Origin of the sequence: Candidatus Rhabdochlamydia sp. T3358 (assembly GCF_901000775.1) — a bacterium.
Lineage (GTDB): Bacteria > Chlamydiota > Chlamydiia > Chlamydiales > Rhabdochlamydiaceae > Rhabdochlamydia.
On sequence record NZ_CAAJGQ010000008.1, the window covers coordinates 17,924 to 35,189 of the forward strand.

Annotated in this window: 18 protein-coding genes; 9 read left to right on the forward strand and 9 right to left on the reverse strand. The window is 36.5% G+C overall.

The genetic code is table 11. The features are described from left to right. Positions 1-159: 159 nt before the first annotated feature. The 6 genes from RHTP_RS02105 (at position 160) to RHTP_RS02130 (ending at position 6,104) form a co-directional block, all read left to right on the forward strand. Positions 160-1,191: a GNAT family N-acetyltransferase gene (locus tag RHTP_RS02105; RefSeq protein WP_138106482.1), complete on the forward strand. Its 1,032-nt coding sequence runs from the start codon at positions 160-162 to the stop codon at positions 1,189-1,191. Further along, positions 1,184-2,128 carry a hypothetical protein gene (locus RHTP_RS02110; RefSeq protein WP_138106483.1) on the forward strand — a complete coding sequence of 315 codons (945 nt, stop codon included), beginning with the start codon at positions 1,184-1,186 and terminating at the stop codon, positions 2,126-2,128. Before RHTP_RS02105 ends, RHTP_RS02110 begins: the two co-directional genes overlap by 8 nt. A gap of 117 nt (positions 2,129-2,245) precedes the next feature. Beyond that, the gene (locus RHTP_RS02115) at positions 2,246-3,277 is read left to right on the forward strand and encodes a radical SAM protein (protein ID WP_138106484.1); all 1,032 of its coding nucleotides are present in this window, start codon (positions 2,246-2,248) and stop codon (positions 3,275-3,277) included. A 16-nt stretch (positions 3,278-3,293) separates the two neighbouring features. Beyond that, on the forward strand, positions 3,294-3,809 hold the full coding sequence (locus RHTP_RS02120; protein WP_171005704.1) for a GNAT family N-acetyltransferase: 516 nt from the start codon (positions 3,294-3,296) through the stop codon (positions 3,807-3,809). Between the two features lie 13 nt (positions 3,810-3,822). Then, positions 3,823-4,917 (forward strand): Leu/Phe/Val dehydrogenase, encoded by a 1,095-nt coding sequence (locus RHTP_RS02125; RefSeq protein ID WP_138106486.1) that lies wholly within the window; start codon positions 3,823-3,825, stop codon positions 4,915-4,917. Positions 4,918-5,144: 227 nt separating this feature from the next. Further along, entirely contained in the window at positions 5,145-6,104 is a 960-nt protein-coding gene (locus tag RHTP_RS02130) for a DUF4116 domain-containing protein (RefSeq protein WP_138106487.1), read from the forward strand. A gap of 135 nt (positions 6,105-6,239) precedes the next feature. Here the strand turns inward: RHTP_RS02130 and RHTP_RS02135 are convergent, their stop codons facing one another. The 8 genes from RHTP_RS02135 to RHTP_RS02170 all read right to left on the reverse strand — a co-directional run bounded on the left by RHTP_RS02135 (position 6,240) and on the right by RHTP_RS02170 (position 14,910). Next, positions 6,240-7,130, reverse strand: coding sequence for a papain-like cysteine protease family protein (locus tag RHTP_RS02135; protein ID WP_138106488.1), 891 nt, complete (start codon positions 7,128-7,130; stop codon positions 6,240-6,242). Between the two features lie 287 nt (positions 7,131-7,417). Further along, complete coding sequence (locus tag RHTP_RS02140; RefSeq protein WP_138106489.1) at positions 7,418-7,840, reverse strand: ATP synthase subunit C; 423 nt, start codon at positions 7,838-7,840, stop codon at positions 7,418-7,420. Between the two features lie 8 nt (positions 7,841-7,848). Next, the gene (locus tag RHTP_RS02145; RefSeq protein WP_138106490.1) at positions 7,849-9,768 is read right to left on the reverse strand and encodes a V-type ATP synthase subunit I domain-containing protein; all 1,920 of its coding nucleotides are present in this window, start codon (positions 9,766-9,768) and stop codon (positions 7,849-7,851) included. Beyond that, entirely contained in the window at positions 9,765-10,382 is a 618-nt protein-coding gene (locus tag RHTP_RS02150; protein WP_138106491.1) for a V-type ATP synthase subunit D, read from the reverse strand. The genes RHTP_RS02145 and RHTP_RS02150 overlap by 4 nt, the downstream gene beginning before the upstream one ends. 11 nt (positions 10,383-10,393) lie before the next feature. Continuing rightward, entirely contained in the window at positions 10,394-11,701 is a 1,308-nt protein-coding gene (locus RHTP_RS02155; RefSeq protein ID WP_138106492.1) for a V-type ATP synthase subunit B, read from the reverse strand. Continuing rightward, positions 11,698-13,488 carry a V-type ATP synthase subunit A gene (locus RHTP_RS02160; RefSeq protein WP_138106493.1) on the reverse strand — a complete coding sequence of 597 codons (1,791 nt, stop codon included), beginning with the start codon at positions 13,486-13,488 and terminating at the stop codon, positions 11,698-11,700. Before RHTP_RS02160 ends, RHTP_RS02155 begins: the two co-directional genes overlap by 4 nt. 5 nt (positions 13,489-13,493) lie before the next feature. Then, entirely contained in the window at positions 13,494-14,267 is a 774-nt protein-coding gene (locus RHTP_RS02165) for a DUF2764 family protein (protein ID WP_138106494.1), read from the reverse strand. 22 nt (positions 14,268-14,289) lie between these two features. Then, on the reverse strand, positions 14,290-14,910 hold the full coding sequence (locus RHTP_RS02170; protein WP_138106495.1) for a V-type ATP synthase subunit E: 621 nt from the start codon (positions 14,908-14,910) through the stop codon (positions 14,290-14,292). Positions 14,911-15,139: 229 nt separating this feature from the next. On the opposite strand from RHTP_RS02170, the gene RHTP_RS02175 reads away from it, so the two are divergent. Then, the gene (locus RHTP_RS02175; protein WP_138106496.1) at positions 15,140-15,373 is read left to right on the forward strand and encodes a hypothetical protein; all 234 of its coding nucleotides are present in this window, start codon (positions 15,140-15,142) and stop codon (positions 15,371-15,373) included. Then, entirely contained in the window at positions 15,346-16,041 is a 696-nt protein-coding gene (locus RHTP_RS02180) for an alpha/beta fold hydrolase (protein WP_171005705.1), read from the forward strand. The genes RHTP_RS02175 and RHTP_RS02180 overlap by 28 nt, the downstream gene beginning before the upstream one ends. Before the next feature lie 3 nt (positions 16,042-16,044). On the opposite strand, the gene RHTP_RS02185 is transcribed toward RHTP_RS02180, so the two are convergent. Beyond that, positions 16,045-16,920, reverse strand: coding sequence for a hypothetical protein (locus RHTP_RS02185; RefSeq protein WP_138106498.1), 876 nt, complete (start codon positions 16,918-16,920; stop codon positions 16,045-16,047). Positions 16,921-17,149: 229 nt separating this feature from the next. Here RHTP_RS02185 and RHTP_RS09100 point away from each other — a divergent pair. Then, a partial coding sequence (locus RHTP_RS09100) for a transposase (RefSeq protein ID WP_171005706.1) occupies positions 17,150-17,266 on the forward strand: 117 nt, incomplete at its 3' end.

Genomic DNA, 17,266 nt, shown 5'->3' on the forward strand with positions numbered 1-17,266 from the left:
TCCTTGTGAAAACTCAAGGTTTGGAATGCTTGCGTAATTTATTAAAGAATGCTAGCTAAAACTGGGTTTTATAAAAATATTTTTTTATTCTTGCTAATCTGATCCTTCTTGCTTAAAATTTTTACATGATGGTTTGATTTGAATTTATAATGGAGTAGTGTGATTGAGTTAGAAGAAAGCTTATATCAGATTAATGAGATGATCTTAAGAAAAGCATTTGCTTTAAATGGCACGAGTCCTTTTCAGTCTCCTAAAGCTCTTCAAGCGCGTCTTATGTCTTTACCGCATCAGGATTTTGCCTGCTTCTTATTTCACTCGCATGAGCAGCTGATCTTTTCATCTTTTGAACGAATGGATGATCAATTATGGCGCTGTTTTTTTTTAGGTGATGCTTTTTTAATCAATGGTTCTGTTGATGACCTTTTATTGAAGGAATGCTTGCAAATCATCTTAAGAAGATTAGGGGCAACCAGTCTTTATTTTCCTTATATCGATCAGAGAACACGTTCCTTTTCTTTTTTTAGTCAATTAGAAAACGGTCTTTGCCTCCAGCGGTTACCTTCACCATACATTCTATGGGAAAAGAATAGTCAACTTTTTATCGATCGCATTCAAAAAAATTCCAAAAGAAGAGCACAGCGTTTTTGGAATAAGTTTGAAAACCGTTTACAATTACAAGAACTATCAGGAAAAAAAGCTATCCGAGCTTTAGATGAAATTGAACAAAAATCTTGGAAACATGCTTCACAGCAATCCATGCATTTTAGGGAAAAGCAGTTTGCTTTTTATTCTGACTGGTTAAGAAGAGAAGGATTATTTTTGCATGTAGCTGAAGAAAATGGAAACCCCGTAGCTTATCGATTAGATGCAAAGTTACATCATACCGTATACGCGTTAAAATATTCCTATGATGACCAATACAAGCAGTTTTCCCCTGGATATTATTTATTGACCCAAGGATTGTATTCAAGGTGGAAGAATGCTCCGATAAAAAACATCGACTTGTGGGGAAGTCCGGATACATTAAAAAATAGCATTAAAACAGGAGAATATCAACGTCATGATTTTTTATGGCCAGCAAGCCCTATGGGGCAAAAGCTGCTTGACGAGCGATTAACTCATGATAAAAATCTAAGCAACCATTTAAATAATAATGTAGGGTTAAAAACAATATACAAAATCCATGACTGAAATAACTATTAGCAATATATCAAGTGTGGATTGGGATTATATTAAATATCAGTCTAACAGTTCGCTTTATTCTTTTGAGAGCTTAAGTGTTTACGAAAATCTTGATCTATTAACCATTACCAAGCAGAAGCAGCTTTTAGCTATTTGGCCTATTCCCTTTATTTGGAAAAATGGAAAAAAGATTGCACAGCGCCAGATTCGCTTACTACCCTATCACCCACCTCTCTTATTTAAAAAACATGTGCTAGATAAAAGGAAATTAATTTCAGCCTTAATTGAGTATATTCAAGACAATTATTATGCTGTTGACCTTCCTCTGTCACCAGGATTTGACACTCTCACTCCATTGTCTGTTGCTGGCATTCATGTAGAGTGGAGAAATACACACGTATTTACCCTAGCCCATTCTTTGCATGATCATGTACATATAAAAGCAAAAAATCATATTCGATCTGCTCAAAAAAAAGTCATTGTTACATGCTCAAAAAATGCTGACCTATTTGATTTTAACTTAGGTATCGTTACGGAGTCATATCGGATGGCGCGTAAACAATTAGCCAGTAATTTAATAAATAGCGGTAGAGGGGTTATTTTTACTGCCCTAGCTGACAATGATATCATTGGACAAGCCTTAGTTGTAAATGACCGGCAAACAGCCTACCTTTTTCATACATGGTTTAAAAAAAACACCGTTCGAGGAGTAGCAAGTCTTTTGGTATCGACGGCTTATGATTGGGCCTTAACAAACAAACAACTGCAGTTTTTTGATTTAGAAGGATCAATTATTCCTTCTATTGATCGTTTTTTTGCTAGCTTAGGTGGCCTACAAACACCTTATGCCTATATCCAATGGTGCAGGGATCAAGAAGAAATGTTGAGTATGATTCGAGATACCTTATTTATGAATTTACGTTTGCAGGACAAAGTAAAAAAATAATTTAATCTTCTTGTTGAAATGCTTGCTAAAATGATATCTTTACTCAAAACCAATACTTAACTAGTAGAGGTTGATTAAAATTTTTGTGTTACACCATGGAAAAATAATAGGTTTTTTATGTCTGCCGTAACAACCTCGGACCAACTTCCATTATATAAAATCAATCAGGAGGTTTCTCCTGCAGATTTATTTAAAACCCCCACCTTGCAATATGTATGTCTTAAAATCAACGATATCTGTAATGCCAAATGTTCCTTTTGTGATATTTGGCAAAAACAGATAGATCATCATCCTGATATTAATTGGTTGCATATTATCGATGATTTAATCGATTTAGGAGCAAAAGAAATTAATATTCATGGAGGAGAAGCATTTTTATCCAAAACTTTCTTCCCTATGCTTGAGTATGGAGGTCATCGAACTGCTTTTTCTATTATTACCAATGGCATTCTTTTAACGCGATTTTATGAAAGATTATTTAAAGCAAACATTCGAAGAATCTACATTTCAATCGATCATTACGATCCGCTGTTAAACGCTAAAAGCAGAGGTATTCCAAAATTAGAAAAAGAACTTTTTCCAGTAATTGAAAAAATCAAGAAAGAGCAGCCTCATGTGCAACTCATTGTCAATCATGTTGTGTCTTCCTATAACATCGATACAATTGACTTGCTAATCATTAAAATGATGGAATTGGGTTTTGATGCAATTAATCTAATTCCTATTAAAGACACTCCAAATCTCTATGTTTCTAAATCACAAATAGCAACCTTTTATATGAAGATCGATAAGATCTTGGAGGAAGGGTTAATTAGTTCAAAATGTTTTCTAAATGGCCTGTATAAGCTTTATGGCACAGAATCTAACTGGGATTTAGCAACTAAAGGAATTTATAACATGCAACAGAAAAAAGCGTGTATTATACCTGCAGCAGTAATGTTTATTAACGGACCAGACGGCAATGTTTTTCCTTGCGATACAACTATGTACAGAAAAAACAAAGAGCAATATATCATGGGCAACGTTTTAAAAAACACGGTCAAAGAAGTATGGCTTGGAGAAACGTTTCAAGAGTTTCGAAAAAAAATGTTTCCCAAGATTACCTGTAGTTGCATCCAAGGATGCGATCCAGCAAATGCCATTTATTAAAATCTTAGGAGCATCTATGACTTCTGGAATTGGAACTTTTCATCCCTTACAAAGAAGTGCATCTGCTATGTCTGTAGTATTAAATCCTCTATCTGTTCAACTAGACACTCCTGAATGGACTCTTTTTTTAGATATGAATTTTACATATATGTCTGAGAGTTGGCCTAATCGAATAAAAGATAAAGTGGAGTACGAAAAAACTCTACGGGATCGTTATTTACAAGGCGGTAGAGGATTATTTCTTTATTATATTCAAAAACAGCCAATTGGGCTTTCTAATGTTTATATTATACAAGAAAGTCAAATTAAGACACTGAATATAGCGGAGTTTTATGTAGAGCCCTCCTACCGTAAAAAGGGATTAGCTTCAAAAATGAAAGATCATCTAATTCAATGGGGACAAGAGCAGTCTGCGATCGAATTAAAAATTGAAGTAGATAAGGATCTAGAAACCGCTAATGCTTTTTGGTCTAAATTCGGCTTTAAACTAGATGATAGTGGTTCTCGAAATGTTTATTCCACGAATATTTAATTGAAGAAATAACATGAGTACTCAAGTCATGAAAAAACAAGAAGTAAAAAAAACGGAGTTGGTTTTAGAAATTCTCCCTATTCAAGGTTACGAGAAGGTTATCAAGGTAACTCATCTAAAAGCAAAACTACAGGCAATTATTGCTATACATAGTACAGTTTTAGGAAAAACTCTTGGAGGAACGCGTATTTATCCCTATTCTTCTTTTGAGCACGCCTTAACAGATGTTTTAAGACTTGCAAAGGGGATGAGTTACAAATCAGCAATTGCGGGTATAGAATTTGGTGGTGGAAAAGCCGTTATTATAGCCAATCCAAAGATTGATAAAACAGAAGAGCTTTTATTGGCTTATGCTGAAGCTGTCGATTCATTGAATGGAAAATTCATTACAGGAGAAGATTTAGGTAGTGAGGAAAAAGATTTTGCCATTATGAGCAAAAAGACTAAATATCTTGTGGGTCTCTCTCATGAAAAAAGCAGTGGCAGTCCATCTAGATTTACAGCATGGGGAGTATATTGTGGAATACAGGCTGTATTACAAAAACTCTATGGATGTAGTTGTGTAAAAGATAGAAAGATTGCTATTCAAGGCGCAGGTAATGTGGGTGAACTTTTAATAGACTTTCTCTTTTGGCAAGGAGCTGATGTTACCATTACTGATATCAATATGGATACCATGAAAATAGTTACAAAAAAGTATGGCGTCAAAACCGTTTCTCCTGAGGAAATTTATCATCAAAAATGCGATGTTTTTTCTCCTTGTGGCCTTGGAGGGATCCTCAACAGATATACCATTCCGATACTTCGGTGTAAGGCCGTTGCTGGATCTGCTAATAACCAGCTTTTAACGGATGAAGATGGAGAAGCTCTAAGGCAAAGAAAAATTCTTTATGCACCTGATTTTGTGATTAATTCAGGCGGACTTATAAGTATTTCTCAAGAGTTAGCAACAGAGCACTATCATCCTAAAATTCCTCGCGATAAATCTCTTAATATCTATCAAAGTCTTTTGACCATTTTTGAAGAAGCCGATAAAAATAATCTAGCCACTCATCAAGTAGCTGTATCTCTTGCTCAATGCCGTATGACTGCTGGCATTGATATGTAATTAGAGAACCCTCATAAATGAACTAAGATTTAACTTTTTAAAGCCTCAGAAACGCCAAGCCAATCTGCTTTACGGGTAATTCTACAGTAGAATTAAAAAAAATTATACTATATTTTTAAAATCTTTATACAAAAGCAATCTTTTTTTTAAATATATATTTTAATTATTCCTGTAAAAGCGTAAGGTTTTTTTGAGTATTTTTTATGCTCAACTAAAAGGAGATAATTATGAGTATCAACCCTATTTTCAGTAACTTAAGTAAGTTTGCACGTGAGACATATTTAAAAAATAAAAAGCTTGCTGAACAACAAATTTGGCATGACCTGCAAAATAATGGCTTGATATTAGAATATCTGTCTGAAGCTCTAAGAAACAATGAGGAAGTTGTACTTACTGCTGTACAGAATAACGGTTTAGCACTGAAATTTGCTTCTAAAGAGCTACAAAACAATGAGAAAGTTGTGCTTGCCGCAGCAACAAAAAATGGCAAAGCATTAAAATATGCATCTAATCGCCTAATAAAAAATAAAAAATTCCTACTTACTGTTTTAAAAGAAAACGGTTTAGCATTTGAATTTATTCCTGAAGAGCTAAAAAACGATGAGGAAATTGCAAGCGCTGCTGCAGAGCAAGATGGAATAGTATTGCGTTATGTTCCCAAAGCTCTAAGAGCAAAAAAAGATTTTATGCTTGCCGCTATTGAAAAAAATAGCAACGCACTACAACTTGCCGCTCCACATTTACAGGATGATCCAGAAGTTGTTTTTACAGCTATACAAAATAACTGCTATGCCTTGGAATACGCATCTAGTAGACTAAAAGACAACCAAGAATTTATGCTTGATTGCATTAAACATAATAGTTGGTCATTACAATATGCATCTGATCGCCTAAAGAATAAAGTAGAACTTGCGCTTGCTGCTGTGCAGAAAAAAGGCTCTTCATTGAAATTTGTTTCTAAAGAACTACAAAACAATCTAGAAGTTGTACTTACTGCCGTGAAAAATGATGGTTTAGCATTGCAATTTGCATCTGATGATCTAAAAAACAATGAGGAAGTTGTGCTTATTGCTTTAGAAAATAATGGTTCTGCACTTCCTTATGCTTCTAAGAGATTACAAAGCAAAAAAGCCTGTACTTTAGCAGCTAAAAAAACCCCAAAGCATCTTGTAAAGATAAAAGTTTAATTTTTTTATAAAAACATGCTTATCTCCTTAACTCAACATTAAGGGGATAAAGCATGTATAAAAATCGAATGATCTACTGAAATAACTGTAATTTTAAAGAACTAAAAAATCTTAGTTTCCTCTCCAAAAGCTGTTTCAGGCTTTTAAAGTCTTTTCGAGTGAATGATCTTTTTTAGAAATAGCAGCCTCATTTTCAATTTGGATTACTGTACAATCTAAATCAATCCAACGCGATTGAAAAACTTCAGCTGACACAGTAATCTCCCAACCGTGATAAGGATCTCTAAGTCTTACTTGGCTTAAGTTTTTAGATACTTCATCGACTACAATAGAATGCCCACCTGCTTGAGGATCCCAAATGGAAACTATCGCAGACCCGTATTCTAAAAGCTGCTTTCTAAGCTTAGGGAGAGAATTCGGTATAAGTCGAGTAATCATTGGCCTAAATCCTGCATTTTGAATATCTTGCTGTATATCTTCGTCATTACCTAAGTTACGACATTGCAATGTAGAAAAATCTGGTTTTCCTCCCCGATCTTTGATAAGCATAGCTGCAGTTGCTGCCGTGCATCCTATTGTAGCTTGTTGTTGGATAATTGCTTTATTATTTTGAGTAAATTCTATATATACTTTCTCTTCTTCACCAGTATTAAGGTTTTTACACTCTTCAAGTAGCTCTTTTCTGATCACAGGATGATGGGCAATAATTTCTTTGTCCTCAAAGATATTACATTTATCATGCATAGACTCAAATGGGTTTATGGGTAGATGTTTTCTTGGTGGTAAGTTTACTTTTTCTGATGTTAAAGCAGCTGTTATTAGAGCTCCTCCAGTGACAGCAAAACAAGCACTAGCAGGAATTCCAAAGCTAGCGGTAAAAAAAGGAGCTATCAATAAGCCCACACCAAAAATCAACCCAGCCATCTTTACTACTTTAATTGTTGTAGGATGTTTGTGTATCCAGCTTTCTATTTGTTCTAAATAGGCTGGTTTTACTAAATGCAAATTAAATATAGATAGTTTCATAAATTATATAATTAAAACTCGTGTGTTATGTTTATAATATAACAAAAATCTAATATAAAACAACTGGTATTTTGATAAAGGATTACCGAGAGAAAAACTCCTCATAATAAGCTTATATGGGGAGTTAACTCCCCATTAGCGAACTATTATGGATAGTTAAATGTAATTAGTTAGTTTGAGAACTGGAACAATAGTAACTTTCCTTTTCGATCTAAAAGCTCGAGATCAGCGCAAACGTAAAATAAGCGGTTAAAATACCCACATCGTTAATTACCCGATTAAGACTTTTAAATCAGTAAAAGAGCAAAAACAAATGCAAATAAGGAAAATGATTCAATAATTCCTAATGCTGCAAAACACTTTCCAATAATCGCTGGTTGTTTAGCCGAAGCTTGAATACCAGATGCTGCGCATAACCCTTGGTAGATGGAAGAAAAGAGAAAGGCCACTCCAACGGATATACCAATACCAATACCAGACAGAGGAGATAACTCTCCTGAAACAATTTTAGCCTTCATGAGCAACATCAGAACAAATCCGTAAATGGCTTGAGAAGAAGCCACAGCAGACATACCAATAAATTGCCCATGGTTTTCTTCTACACGGCTCATAACAGCGTGAGATGCCATACCGCCAATTCCACAACCAATTGCGCTTCCAGCACAGCCTAATCCTAAAACTAGTGCAGGTCCTACCATACTATAATCCATAAGTCTCCTTAATTTTCTTTCGATTTCAAATAGGTTAGAGGTTTAAATAAGCGTCCTCCTCCATCAAAACAATAGTGGTACCATTCAATAAAATTGAGACGAAGCCCATGAATAACACCTGCCATGAGTCCAAGAAGAATGTTTATGCTATGGCCTCCTAAAATGGGTATGAATCCAAATAACCCAGCACTTTTTCCCAATTGATTAAATGTAGATGCCATAATAGTTCCAGCAAGTGCTAAAGCATATAGACGCAAATAAGAAAGCACATCAGCAAATACTTCTAGAAGTTGTGTAAGATGCTTCAACCCTTTTAAACGATGTTGAATAAGCGCTAATGCAACTGCTATAATAATCCCACTAAAAATCAACTGCAGGCCAATTTCAGCGCCTTGGGTTTTACTTACTAGATGTAAAAAATGTAAAATAGTAGTGGCGTTTAAGATAGAGGGAAAATACAAATAACCACCTATCATAAAAAGAACCCAGCCAATTCCTGCCCAATTACGGAAAAAATACCGCATTAAGGAGCAAGAAATATGCACAATCCCCAGTAGGATAGAAAAATCTAACAGAATATTCCTAGAAAAATCATCCGATACAGCATAGCTTGTTTTTCCATCTTTGTATTCAACCGCTTTTTCAATGACCTCTTGCCCGGTAACAGCACTTCTTATTTGAGGAAACTTCTCATCTAATTCCTGCTGTACATCATCGTTTTGCTGCAGGTGATAATCTGCCTTTTTCACTACAAGTGTTTGAAGCGGAGAAATTCGCATAAGCCAATCACTGGGTTTCAGTTCTAATCCAAAGAAAGAAGCTGTACATACACCCCATAAAACACAGCCTGTTGCTAAAATAGTAGCTAATTTTAAAAATCTTCTTTTCTGTCCTTTAAGATTAGGGAACTTAAACCAACAAAAGCCTGCTAAGGCAAGATAGAGTAAACCATAACCTCCATCTGCAACAATGATGGAAAAAAAGAGCACAAAAAACCAAAACACCCAGGTAGAAGGATCTTTATCTGTGTGAGCTGGAATATCGTACACACGCACAAGATCCTCACCAATTCGAGCAATACCTTTATTTTCCATATAAGTAGGAACCATTTCCCCTTCTTCTACAGCAATAGATTCACAGTGAATGGCCATATCATTGACTAAAGAATACAAGATGCGTATCTTGTTTTGAGGAATCCATGCTTCTACACAAAAAATAGAGTTTTCTAAAGGATATTGAACCGTATTTTTAGCTTGTTCTAAGTGATAGGTATTCAAGTGTGTAATTAGCGCTTCTTGCAGAAAAGGTTGAAAGCAGACGGATTCTTTGAGCTCTCTTTCTATTTTCTGCAGGGACTGCTTAGTTGCTTCTAGCTGTTCTCTTAAAACGCCTACTGGTTTATCCACGCGCATCTCAATCATATGAGGATAGCTAACAGGAGCTGTGTGAATAGCCATAAAATAATCTAGGTCATATTCGGTACTCAGGTAAATCAACCCCTCATCTGGTGGATTCTCTGCACGTTTGAGCGTCTTCATACAAAAAAACTGGATGACTTTTTTTGCTTGCTCTTCGATGTATGCAATATCCTCTTTAGAAAAATCCCCTAATGGAGAAACTCTTGCAATTTCCAATCTGATTATCCGTATCTGTTCTGATAAGCGCTCTGTCTCTTTTTTCAAATGAATAATATGTAGAGCTATCTCTTCTGCGGATTGTTCTGTGTTTTTTGACTTATCTGTAGGGTTAAGCTTACGTAAAATGCGAATTGCATCGATAAAACACTGCATTTCTTTAGGGACTGCACTAGGTGTTTTATTTTTTCCGGGGATAAACTCTAATACTCCTTGCTGCTGCGCCTTTTTAAAGAAATTCTCAAGATCTTCCTGCACCCCTAGAATGAGATATTTTTTCATAGGAATAATCATACATGAACCTCAAGAGAACGTTGATAGATCTTCTTTTTTGCTATCTTAGCTTGAGATACCGCTGCTAATTGTTGGTCATTTAAAAATATCTTAATTTTTCTAATATTGCCTCGGGCACGTGGTATTAAAATCTTCTCAAAAAGATTCACACGAATCGAAACCTCTTTTAACTCTCTTTCAAGAACTTGTTTTTTTTGTTTAGCCACCTGTACTCTTTCCCTAGCAGTAATCAAATCTCTGATATCACTTAATACAGATTCAAACCAAATGGGTGTATCAAATAAGGAGTATCGCGGTTTTTCAAAATCTATTTTTTCTAATTTAGGGACATTAATTCCGGCAATATTGTCATAAAGGACTTCTCTATTTTGAATCTGGGTTGCAGCTAATAATCGATCAAAGCTCGGATCAGTGAATAGCTGCACATATTTTTGCGTTTTTTCCTGCTTAACCCCCAGATGAGAAATAAACCGCTCTATTTCTAAAGCAGCGTTACTCACCTCCAGTTGCAGCATCGATTTTTTCATCTGCAGAGTAGGTAAATATTTTTGTAATTGTTCTAGTTTGAGCTGCTGTGTACGCAACTCCATTTTGGTAAGTTTTATTTCAGCCACAACACCAGTTCTTATATTTTATTTTTAGGCCAGTACTTATCAATTAACGTTTGTTTTATTCCCACTTCGTGTTGATCAAAACACTCAGAGAGGGTTTGCCATAACAGATTAAGAGCCTTCTCTAAAGGAAGGTTCACTTCTAAACTCATCATCCGCTCTTCAAATAATTGCGCAAAAGCAATCAATTTCCTATGCCATGCCGAAAGAGGAAAACCCATACTCTGTTGCTCTCTGGCTTTTTTAGCATCTGCATATAAACGAATCGAGGCATTGGCAATAGAACCGTGATCTTCACGAGTTACTTTCTCAATCACGTTTTGCTTTAAGCGCGATAAAGAACCAAAAGGATCGATCCTGCCTCCATGTAGATAAAACTGCCCTTCTGTGATATACCCCGTATTATCAGGAATCGGATGTGTCACATCTCCGCCTGGCATAGTTGTCACAGAAATAATAGTAATCGAGCCACTACCATCTATATCCACTGCTTTCTCATAACGAGAGGCAAGGTCAGAATATAAAGAACCAGGATACCCTCGTGTAGAGGGGACTTGATCCATAGTAATCATGATCTCCTTAATCGCATCAGCAAAAGCCGTCATATCGGTTAAGAGCACCAAAACATTTTTATCTTGCATAGCAAAACGCTCTGCACAAGCCAAAGCCATATCAGGAACTAAAATACATTCCACTGCAGGGTCGGTTGCTTGGTGAACAAACATCACTGTTTTATCTAAAGATCCAGAGGTTTCTGCATTATCGATAAAAGCTTGGTAGTCATCAAAACGCAATCCCATTCCACCAATAATGACCACATCTGCATCTGTTTGATTAGCGATGCGCATCAATAAAGCGTTATAAGGTTCTCCTGCAACAGAAAAAATAGGGATCTTTTGCGATTTAACCAGGCAGTTAAACACATCGATCATAGGAATATTAGTACGTACAAGCTCATGAGGAACAACCCGTCTTACAGGATTAAAGGAAGCTGTTCCAATCTCTATTTCATCTCCTACAACTACTGGACCTTTATCAATTGGTTCACCTGAGCCGTTTAATCTTCTTCCTAAAAGAGCATCGCTACAAGTAGCCTGCATTTGCCTGCCTAAAAAAGTAACCCGACTATTTGTTGCAATCCCACGGGTATTTTCAAAACACTGCAAGGTCACAAGGTCATTCTCAATTCGCAGTACAGAAGCGTATAAGCTACGGCCATCCTGCTTTTGGATACGCGCTAATTCTCCAAGGCCAACCCCTTCAGCTTTCACTGTAATTAAGTTGCCTCGCATATCAACAATCTTGTCATACACCTTTTTCACTGGACTAATCCTTTATGTTCTTGTGCGGTTTGAATCTTTTTTTCTATTCGGTCAAATGCTTGCCTATAGCGATCTGATTCAAAAGGCATAAAATTCATATTCTTGAGCTCGTTTTGAAAATCGAGAAAAAAAGATCTAGCCTCATCATGCGATGTAAAAGAAAAGGGCGTGTTAAATATTTTATCAATTAAAATGAATAAGGGAATTTGTCTATCTAAAGGGCAATACGCATCCTCTTTATCAAAAGCATTTTGTTGTAGATAACAAAATTCATATAATTCTGATTTAAGAAAGATCAACATATCTTCCATCGATACGCCTTCTTCGCCTACCACTTCCATGCGTTTTCCGATTTCATCTCCATCACGCAAGAATTGAGCAGCTCTTTTTACCATATCTCCCCAGTCAGGAACTATTTTTTGGAGTTCTAAGCTCACTTTTTCAATATATTTGCTCCAGGAAATTAAAGGGTCAATAGCTGGGTACCTACGCGCATCGGAGCGCTCTCTAGAAAGTCCATGGAAAGCTCCAACAGCAGTAAGCGTTGCTTGCGTGACAGGCTCTTCAAAGTTACCTCCTGCTGGTGATACAGTTCCCCCAATTGTTAAAGAACCTGTTCTATTTTGGGATAAGCTAACCACTCCCGATCGTTCGTAAAAAGCAACAATGCGAGAAGCTAGATAAGCAGGGAAAGCCTCTTCTCCTGGAATTTCTTCCAAACGCCCTGACATCTCCCTCATCGCTTGTGCCCAACGAGAAGTAGAATCAGCCAGAAGTAAAACATTCAGCCCCATTTGACGATAATACTCAGCGATTGTTGCCCCTGTGTAAATAGATGCTTCTCTTGCAGCAACTGGCATCGAAGACGTATTACAAATGATTACTGTACGACTCATTAAAGATTCGTTTGTATGAAAGTCTGTCATATAGGGAAATGTACGCAATAATTCTACCACTTCTCCCGCACGCTCTCCACAGGCAACAATCACTACAATATCTACGGAGGAGTATTTAGAAAGATGGTGTTGCATGACCGTTTTACCTGCACCAAATGGACCAGGAGAACAAAAGGTTCCTCCTTTTAACACAGGAAATTGCGTATCTAAAATACGTAGTCCTGTACTCATCATTTGGCTAGGTTTTATTTTCTCCCCTTCAAATAAGGGCACTTTAATCGGCCATTTTTGAGACATGGTAAAAGCAAATTCTTTTCCTTGATCATCAACACCGCGAGCCACTACGGTATCAATGGTGTAAGCCCCTGGTTGAATCGCCCATTCAATAGTGTAATGATCAAAGTATGCAAAGGGCACCATAATCTGGTGATGAAACCGCCCTTCCATAGTAAACCCTAGAGAATCTCCACGATGCACTCTATCCCCTATGTTTACCGTAGGTTGAAAATCCCAGCGACGATTCTTATCCAAAGGGGGAAGATAGACTCCGCGATTTAAGAAAAGACCTGCAGCGTCAGCTACTTTCTCTAAAGGATTTTGCAGCCCATCGAAGATAGAGGTTAAAAGCCCAGGACCTAACTCAGCCTCTAGTAAATGCGAGGAAAATTTTACTGGGCAACCAAATGATATACCCCTGGTATCTTCAAAAACTTGAATTTTGGCAGCATTTCCTATGATTTCAATGACCTCAGCTTTTAGGGGGTGTCCTTTATCTAATTGGATCATGACTACTTCCCCTTGTTGAATATTTCCTTGATATTCAACATGAAGTAGATTTCCAAAGACTTTTTTTACCAGGCCTTTAGCGGCTTGTTTCATCATAGAGCTCATCCTTTTTATCCGGTTTGAAATGTCTCAAAAACTTTCTCCCCTTCTTTTTTGTCTAAATGGTAAAGTGATTCCACTAATATAAATTGCGCTACATAACAGAGAATATGATCGATAGAAAATAAGCTTTTGCTCACTATGTCTGCAACAGTCGTAAACTGATATTCTGTAAAGGCTCGATATTGTTCCCAAGGATCTTTGTAATAGGTAAAAAAGATCTCTTTCAAACGTGCATACTCAAAAGGAGGCGTATATCTTTCTAAATCCTTTTGCAATAAAATATTCTTTATAAAAGGATCTAGGGGATCTTCAAACTGCAGCTCTTGTAGAAGATCTTTTTTAGCTTGGATAGCCCTTAAGCCCAGTAAAACCAATCTAGATTCTCTCTCAAAAATTAAATAGTCTTTTAAGAACCCTTTTTGCTTAGCAATTTCCTCTGCAAAAAACTGCGTAAATAACCCCCAGAAATTTTTTAATTTTGTTGCGTTGTCTTCAAATTGATCTAAAAAATCAAAGACGTATTGAGGTAAATCGCTTTTTACAAGTAGAGCTTCGTCCAATTCTTTTTCTGAAAAGTTCCCATGTGGATCGATAGGCTTCCCTAAAAGCAGATTCCTAATATTTGATAGATCCACAGCTAAGCGCAATACTTTGATCTTTTCCAAATCTTTGCGACTTAAGTTTACCTGTAATAAGCTCATTAGCTCTTCAAAAGATAGCTCTGTGGGCTTATCTAGAGAAAGAGGAGGTAAAAAAGGTACCAAAAAAACATATCGACTCATTAAAAAATCCTTATTTATCAGACTATTTTTTAAAGATTATTTCATGAAAATCTCTACGACTATATCGCTCTATGAGCTCTTCTAAAGAAGAATCTGTAATTTCTATGGAGATGTTTTTATCATGGATTTTTAACTCAATTCCACCATGAATAGAGGACCCAATCAAAACAGATTTTTCCTGTAGTTTGCTCAAGATATTTTGCAAAAGAAGGGCATTTATCTCTCGAGCAGGAACCGCTTCTGGAATGTAGACGCTTAAGTCTGATTCAATGCCTTCTTTTTCAATAGCACCTATAACCGCATTAATCAGTCGGGATAGAACTTCTGGCTTATTCATCTCACCTTTAAGCAAATACAATAATTCTTTGTTGAATATATTTTCTTTGATTTCCTGCTTTAAAGCTTCGATGACTTGTTTGCTTGTCTGAGATAGAGAAGACTCAAAAATAGCTCTTTCCTTTTGAATTTGCTCTTTAGCATTGATAAGCAGTTGCTGTTGTTTTAAGTGAGCTTGCGCAATAATTTCTTGAGCTTGTAGACTAGCTTGTGCTAGCATTTCTTCAGCCTGTTTTTGGGAGGGCTCTAATGTTTCTTTACGTAGAACATCGCAGATCTTTTTTACTTTATCTTTTCCTGTCTCCATTATCAAAAACCTATGTGTTTTGCAGAACAATTTGACACTTCAAAGAACCAAACGATGCATAAAGCGCACCCAGGTGCTATTATTTATACTTGAACAAATGATAAATCGGCTATAAGTTATTGACTTTAAGATGATATTTTTCATTCATCTGACTAATTAAAAATTAAAGTTTACAACAAACCCTTCTGTTTGTGATAAAATTAGCTATCTTTTTTAGAGGAACACATTCATGAAAAAAGCAATCTGTGCACTTTTGTCCGTTACCACACTTATAAGCAGTCCTTTATACGCTAATAAGTGTTTAGATGTATACCAACAAGAAATCAATGAGACTTGGGAAACAGGAGCTGCTGTAGAAGATAGTAACTTCACCGCTATTTCCACTAGCATGATTGGTTGGGGAATTGGTTTAGCTATAGGAATTGTAGTTTTAGCTTGTGTAATCCATCAAAGCACAAAGTGATCTATGCTCTGCCAGGATTTTTAGGTCTACAATCCGATTGGTCAGCTCTGAAAAAAGAGATTTCCTTAACTCCTATTAATCCTTATCAAATTGCGCAACCAGAGCAAGGTTTGCATAAATGGGCTCAAGAATTTAATAAAATACTTCCAAAAGAGCCCATTCTCTTAGGCTATTCCATGGGAGCTCGTCTATGTATGCACACTCTTTTAGAAAGTTTTCCTAAAGCTCTTATTCTGATTTCTGGTAATCCAGGTTTAAAAACTCAAGAGGAGAAAAAAAAGCGTTTAACTTTAGATCACAATTGGGCAGAGCGTTTTCAGAAAGAGTCATGGGAATCTTTGATGCATAGCTGGAATAACCGCTCTGTATTTTCAGCAACCCCTCTTATACGCTATGAAAAGGATTACTCCCGCAATATCCTCTCTTCTGCACTTAAATCTTGGTCCTTAGCCCATCAAATAGATTTTTCTACAATCCTTGAACAAGCACCTATTCCTATTTTATGGATCACCGGCAAGCTAGACGAAGCCTACTCTAAGAAACCTATGAAATTCTCCCATCCTCTTTCACAAAGCTGGATTGTCCCCTCTTCTGGACATCGAGTTCCTTGGGAACAACCAAAGGCTTTTCTTAAAATACTCCATCAATTTTTAAGATCGATTGAATAAAGCTTAAAGAATCTCTGCAACTTTCCAAGTCCAGTGACCATTAGGAGCACTTCCATCTTTAGGGATCGTTACTGAAACCGTTGTGTTAAAGACAGCAATCGGGCTTTCACGGAAATAAGGACTTTCTGGGTTTGTTGTTTTATATAACAAACCGTTCTGTGCCTTAATCTCAATGCTATCCTCTGTTGTTATCACATCAATGGTGCTCTTTTCTGGAGTGTCAGTAACATTTAACCCAAGCTTGTCATGTTGAAATGTTTCCACTAAACCACTAGTAGGTTCTACTAAAATACCTTGCTGCATTTGAGCCATTATTTGAAGAGCAACCTCTTGACTTATCCCAGCATTCATTAAGAGCGTAAAAATTCCTTCCGCATTGTTTGAGCCTTGACCATCATAAAGAGTTCTATTCACATATACTGTAGAACGTTTCAAATCATTGTCTACCTGATTAAATAAAAGACTTCGATCTTTTCCTTGATAAGGCTTCCAGTTTTTCTGAACAATCCCATTATCTTTGAGGAGAGAGGGTTCTTTTTTCTCTTGCACAGCTTCGTACAAAGCTCTGAGTACCTCTTGCATCTCTTGAAGCGTACACACATCTTCAATAAGAGGAACAGCACGCTGTTCTCTTTTGCTAACTTCAAAATGATCGAAACCATATCCATAAAAGTTTATTTCTTGCAAATGTTGCCTATCTTCTGAAGGAAGCGTTGCTAAAATTTCTGCTAAAGCAAGTCCTGGTTTCAAGCGTTTTTCGATAACAGCCTTCCCTTTACTTTGAAGAGGAACAGGGATAAGATTAGCAATGGTTGCTTCAAGATCATCAGTTGTAACTTCTTGTTCACTCATTTCTTGGTGCAGGCGATCTTCGGCCATTGCGCGGTTTCCACCTCGGTCAAAGAAGTTCTTACAGTTTGTGCAAAAGTATTTTACATTTGGCAGACGGAATTTAAGATCATCCCCTTGTAAAATATAAAAAGCTAAGATAAACGCTTGCCACTCGCGGTTAGGATAATCTACTCCAGGCTCTGTGATCTTGCTACCATTACCTAGACATAAAGAACATAGACAGCAAATAATAATAGCTTAAGAAAAATAAGGGTCTATGAAAAATCAAGAAAAGTACAACCGTGAGTTTAAAATAAACACTGTAAAGCTAAGTCGAGAAAGCAGTAAGTCTATGAGCGAAATCGCTCATGATTTAGGTGTAGCCAAATCTACC

What these genes read in the sequence shown, in the direction of transcription:
- RHTP_RS02110 (WP_138106483.1), top strand. Translation starts at nt 1,184, where the DNA reads ATGACTGAAATAACTATTAGCAATATATCAAGTGTGGATTGGGATTAT.
- RHTP_RS02115 (WP_138106484.1), top strand. Translation starts at nt 2,246, where the DNA reads ATGTCTGCCGTAACAACCTCGGACCAACTTCCATTATATAAAATCAAT.
- RHTP_RS02120 (WP_171005704.1), top strand. Translation starts at nt 3,294, where the DNA reads ATGACTTCTGGAATTGGAACTTTTCATCCCTTACAAAGAAGTGCATCT.
- RHTP_RS02125 (WP_138106486.1), top strand. Translation starts at nt 3,823, where the DNA reads ATGAGTACTCAAGTCATGAAAAAACAAGAAGTAAAAAAAACGGAGTTG.
- RHTP_RS02130 (WP_138106487.1), top strand. Translation starts at nt 5,145, where the DNA reads ATGAGTATCAACCCTATTTTCAGTAACTTAAGTAAGTTTGCACGTGAG.
- RHTP_RS02135 (WP_138106488.1), bottom strand. Translation starts at nt 7,130, where the DNA reads ATGAAACTATCTATATTTAATTTGCATTTAGTAAAACCAGCCTATTTA.
- RHTP_RS02140 (WP_138106489.1), bottom strand. Translation starts at nt 7,840, where the DNA reads ATGGATTATAGTATGGTAGGACCTGCACTAGTTTTAGGATTAGGCTGT.
- RHTP_RS02145 (WP_138106490.1), bottom strand. Translation starts at nt 9,768, where the DNA reads ATGATTATTCCTATGAAAAAATATCTCATTCTAGGGGTGCAGGAAGAT.
- RHTP_RS02160 (WP_138106493.1), bottom strand. Translation starts at nt 13,488, where the DNA reads ATGAGCTCTATGATGAAACAAGCCGCTAAAGGCCTGGTAAAAAAAGTC.
- RHTP_RS02165 (WP_138106494.1), bottom strand. Translation starts at nt 14,267, where the DNA reads ATGAGTCGATATGTTTTTTTGGTACCTTTTTTACCTCCTCTTTCTCTA.
- RHTP_RS02170 (WP_138106495.1), bottom strand. Translation starts at nt 14,910, where the DNA reads ATGGAGACAGGAAAAGATAAAGTAAAAAAGATCTGCGATGTTCTACGT.
- RHTP_RS02175 (WP_138106496.1), top strand. Translation starts at nt 15,140, where the DNA reads ATGAAAAAAGCAATCTGTGCACTTTTGTCCGTTACCACACTTATAAGC.
- RHTP_RS02185 (WP_138106498.1), bottom strand. Translation starts at nt 16,920, where the DNA reads ATGGCCGAAGATCGCCTGCACCAAGAAATGAGTGAACAAGAAGTTACA.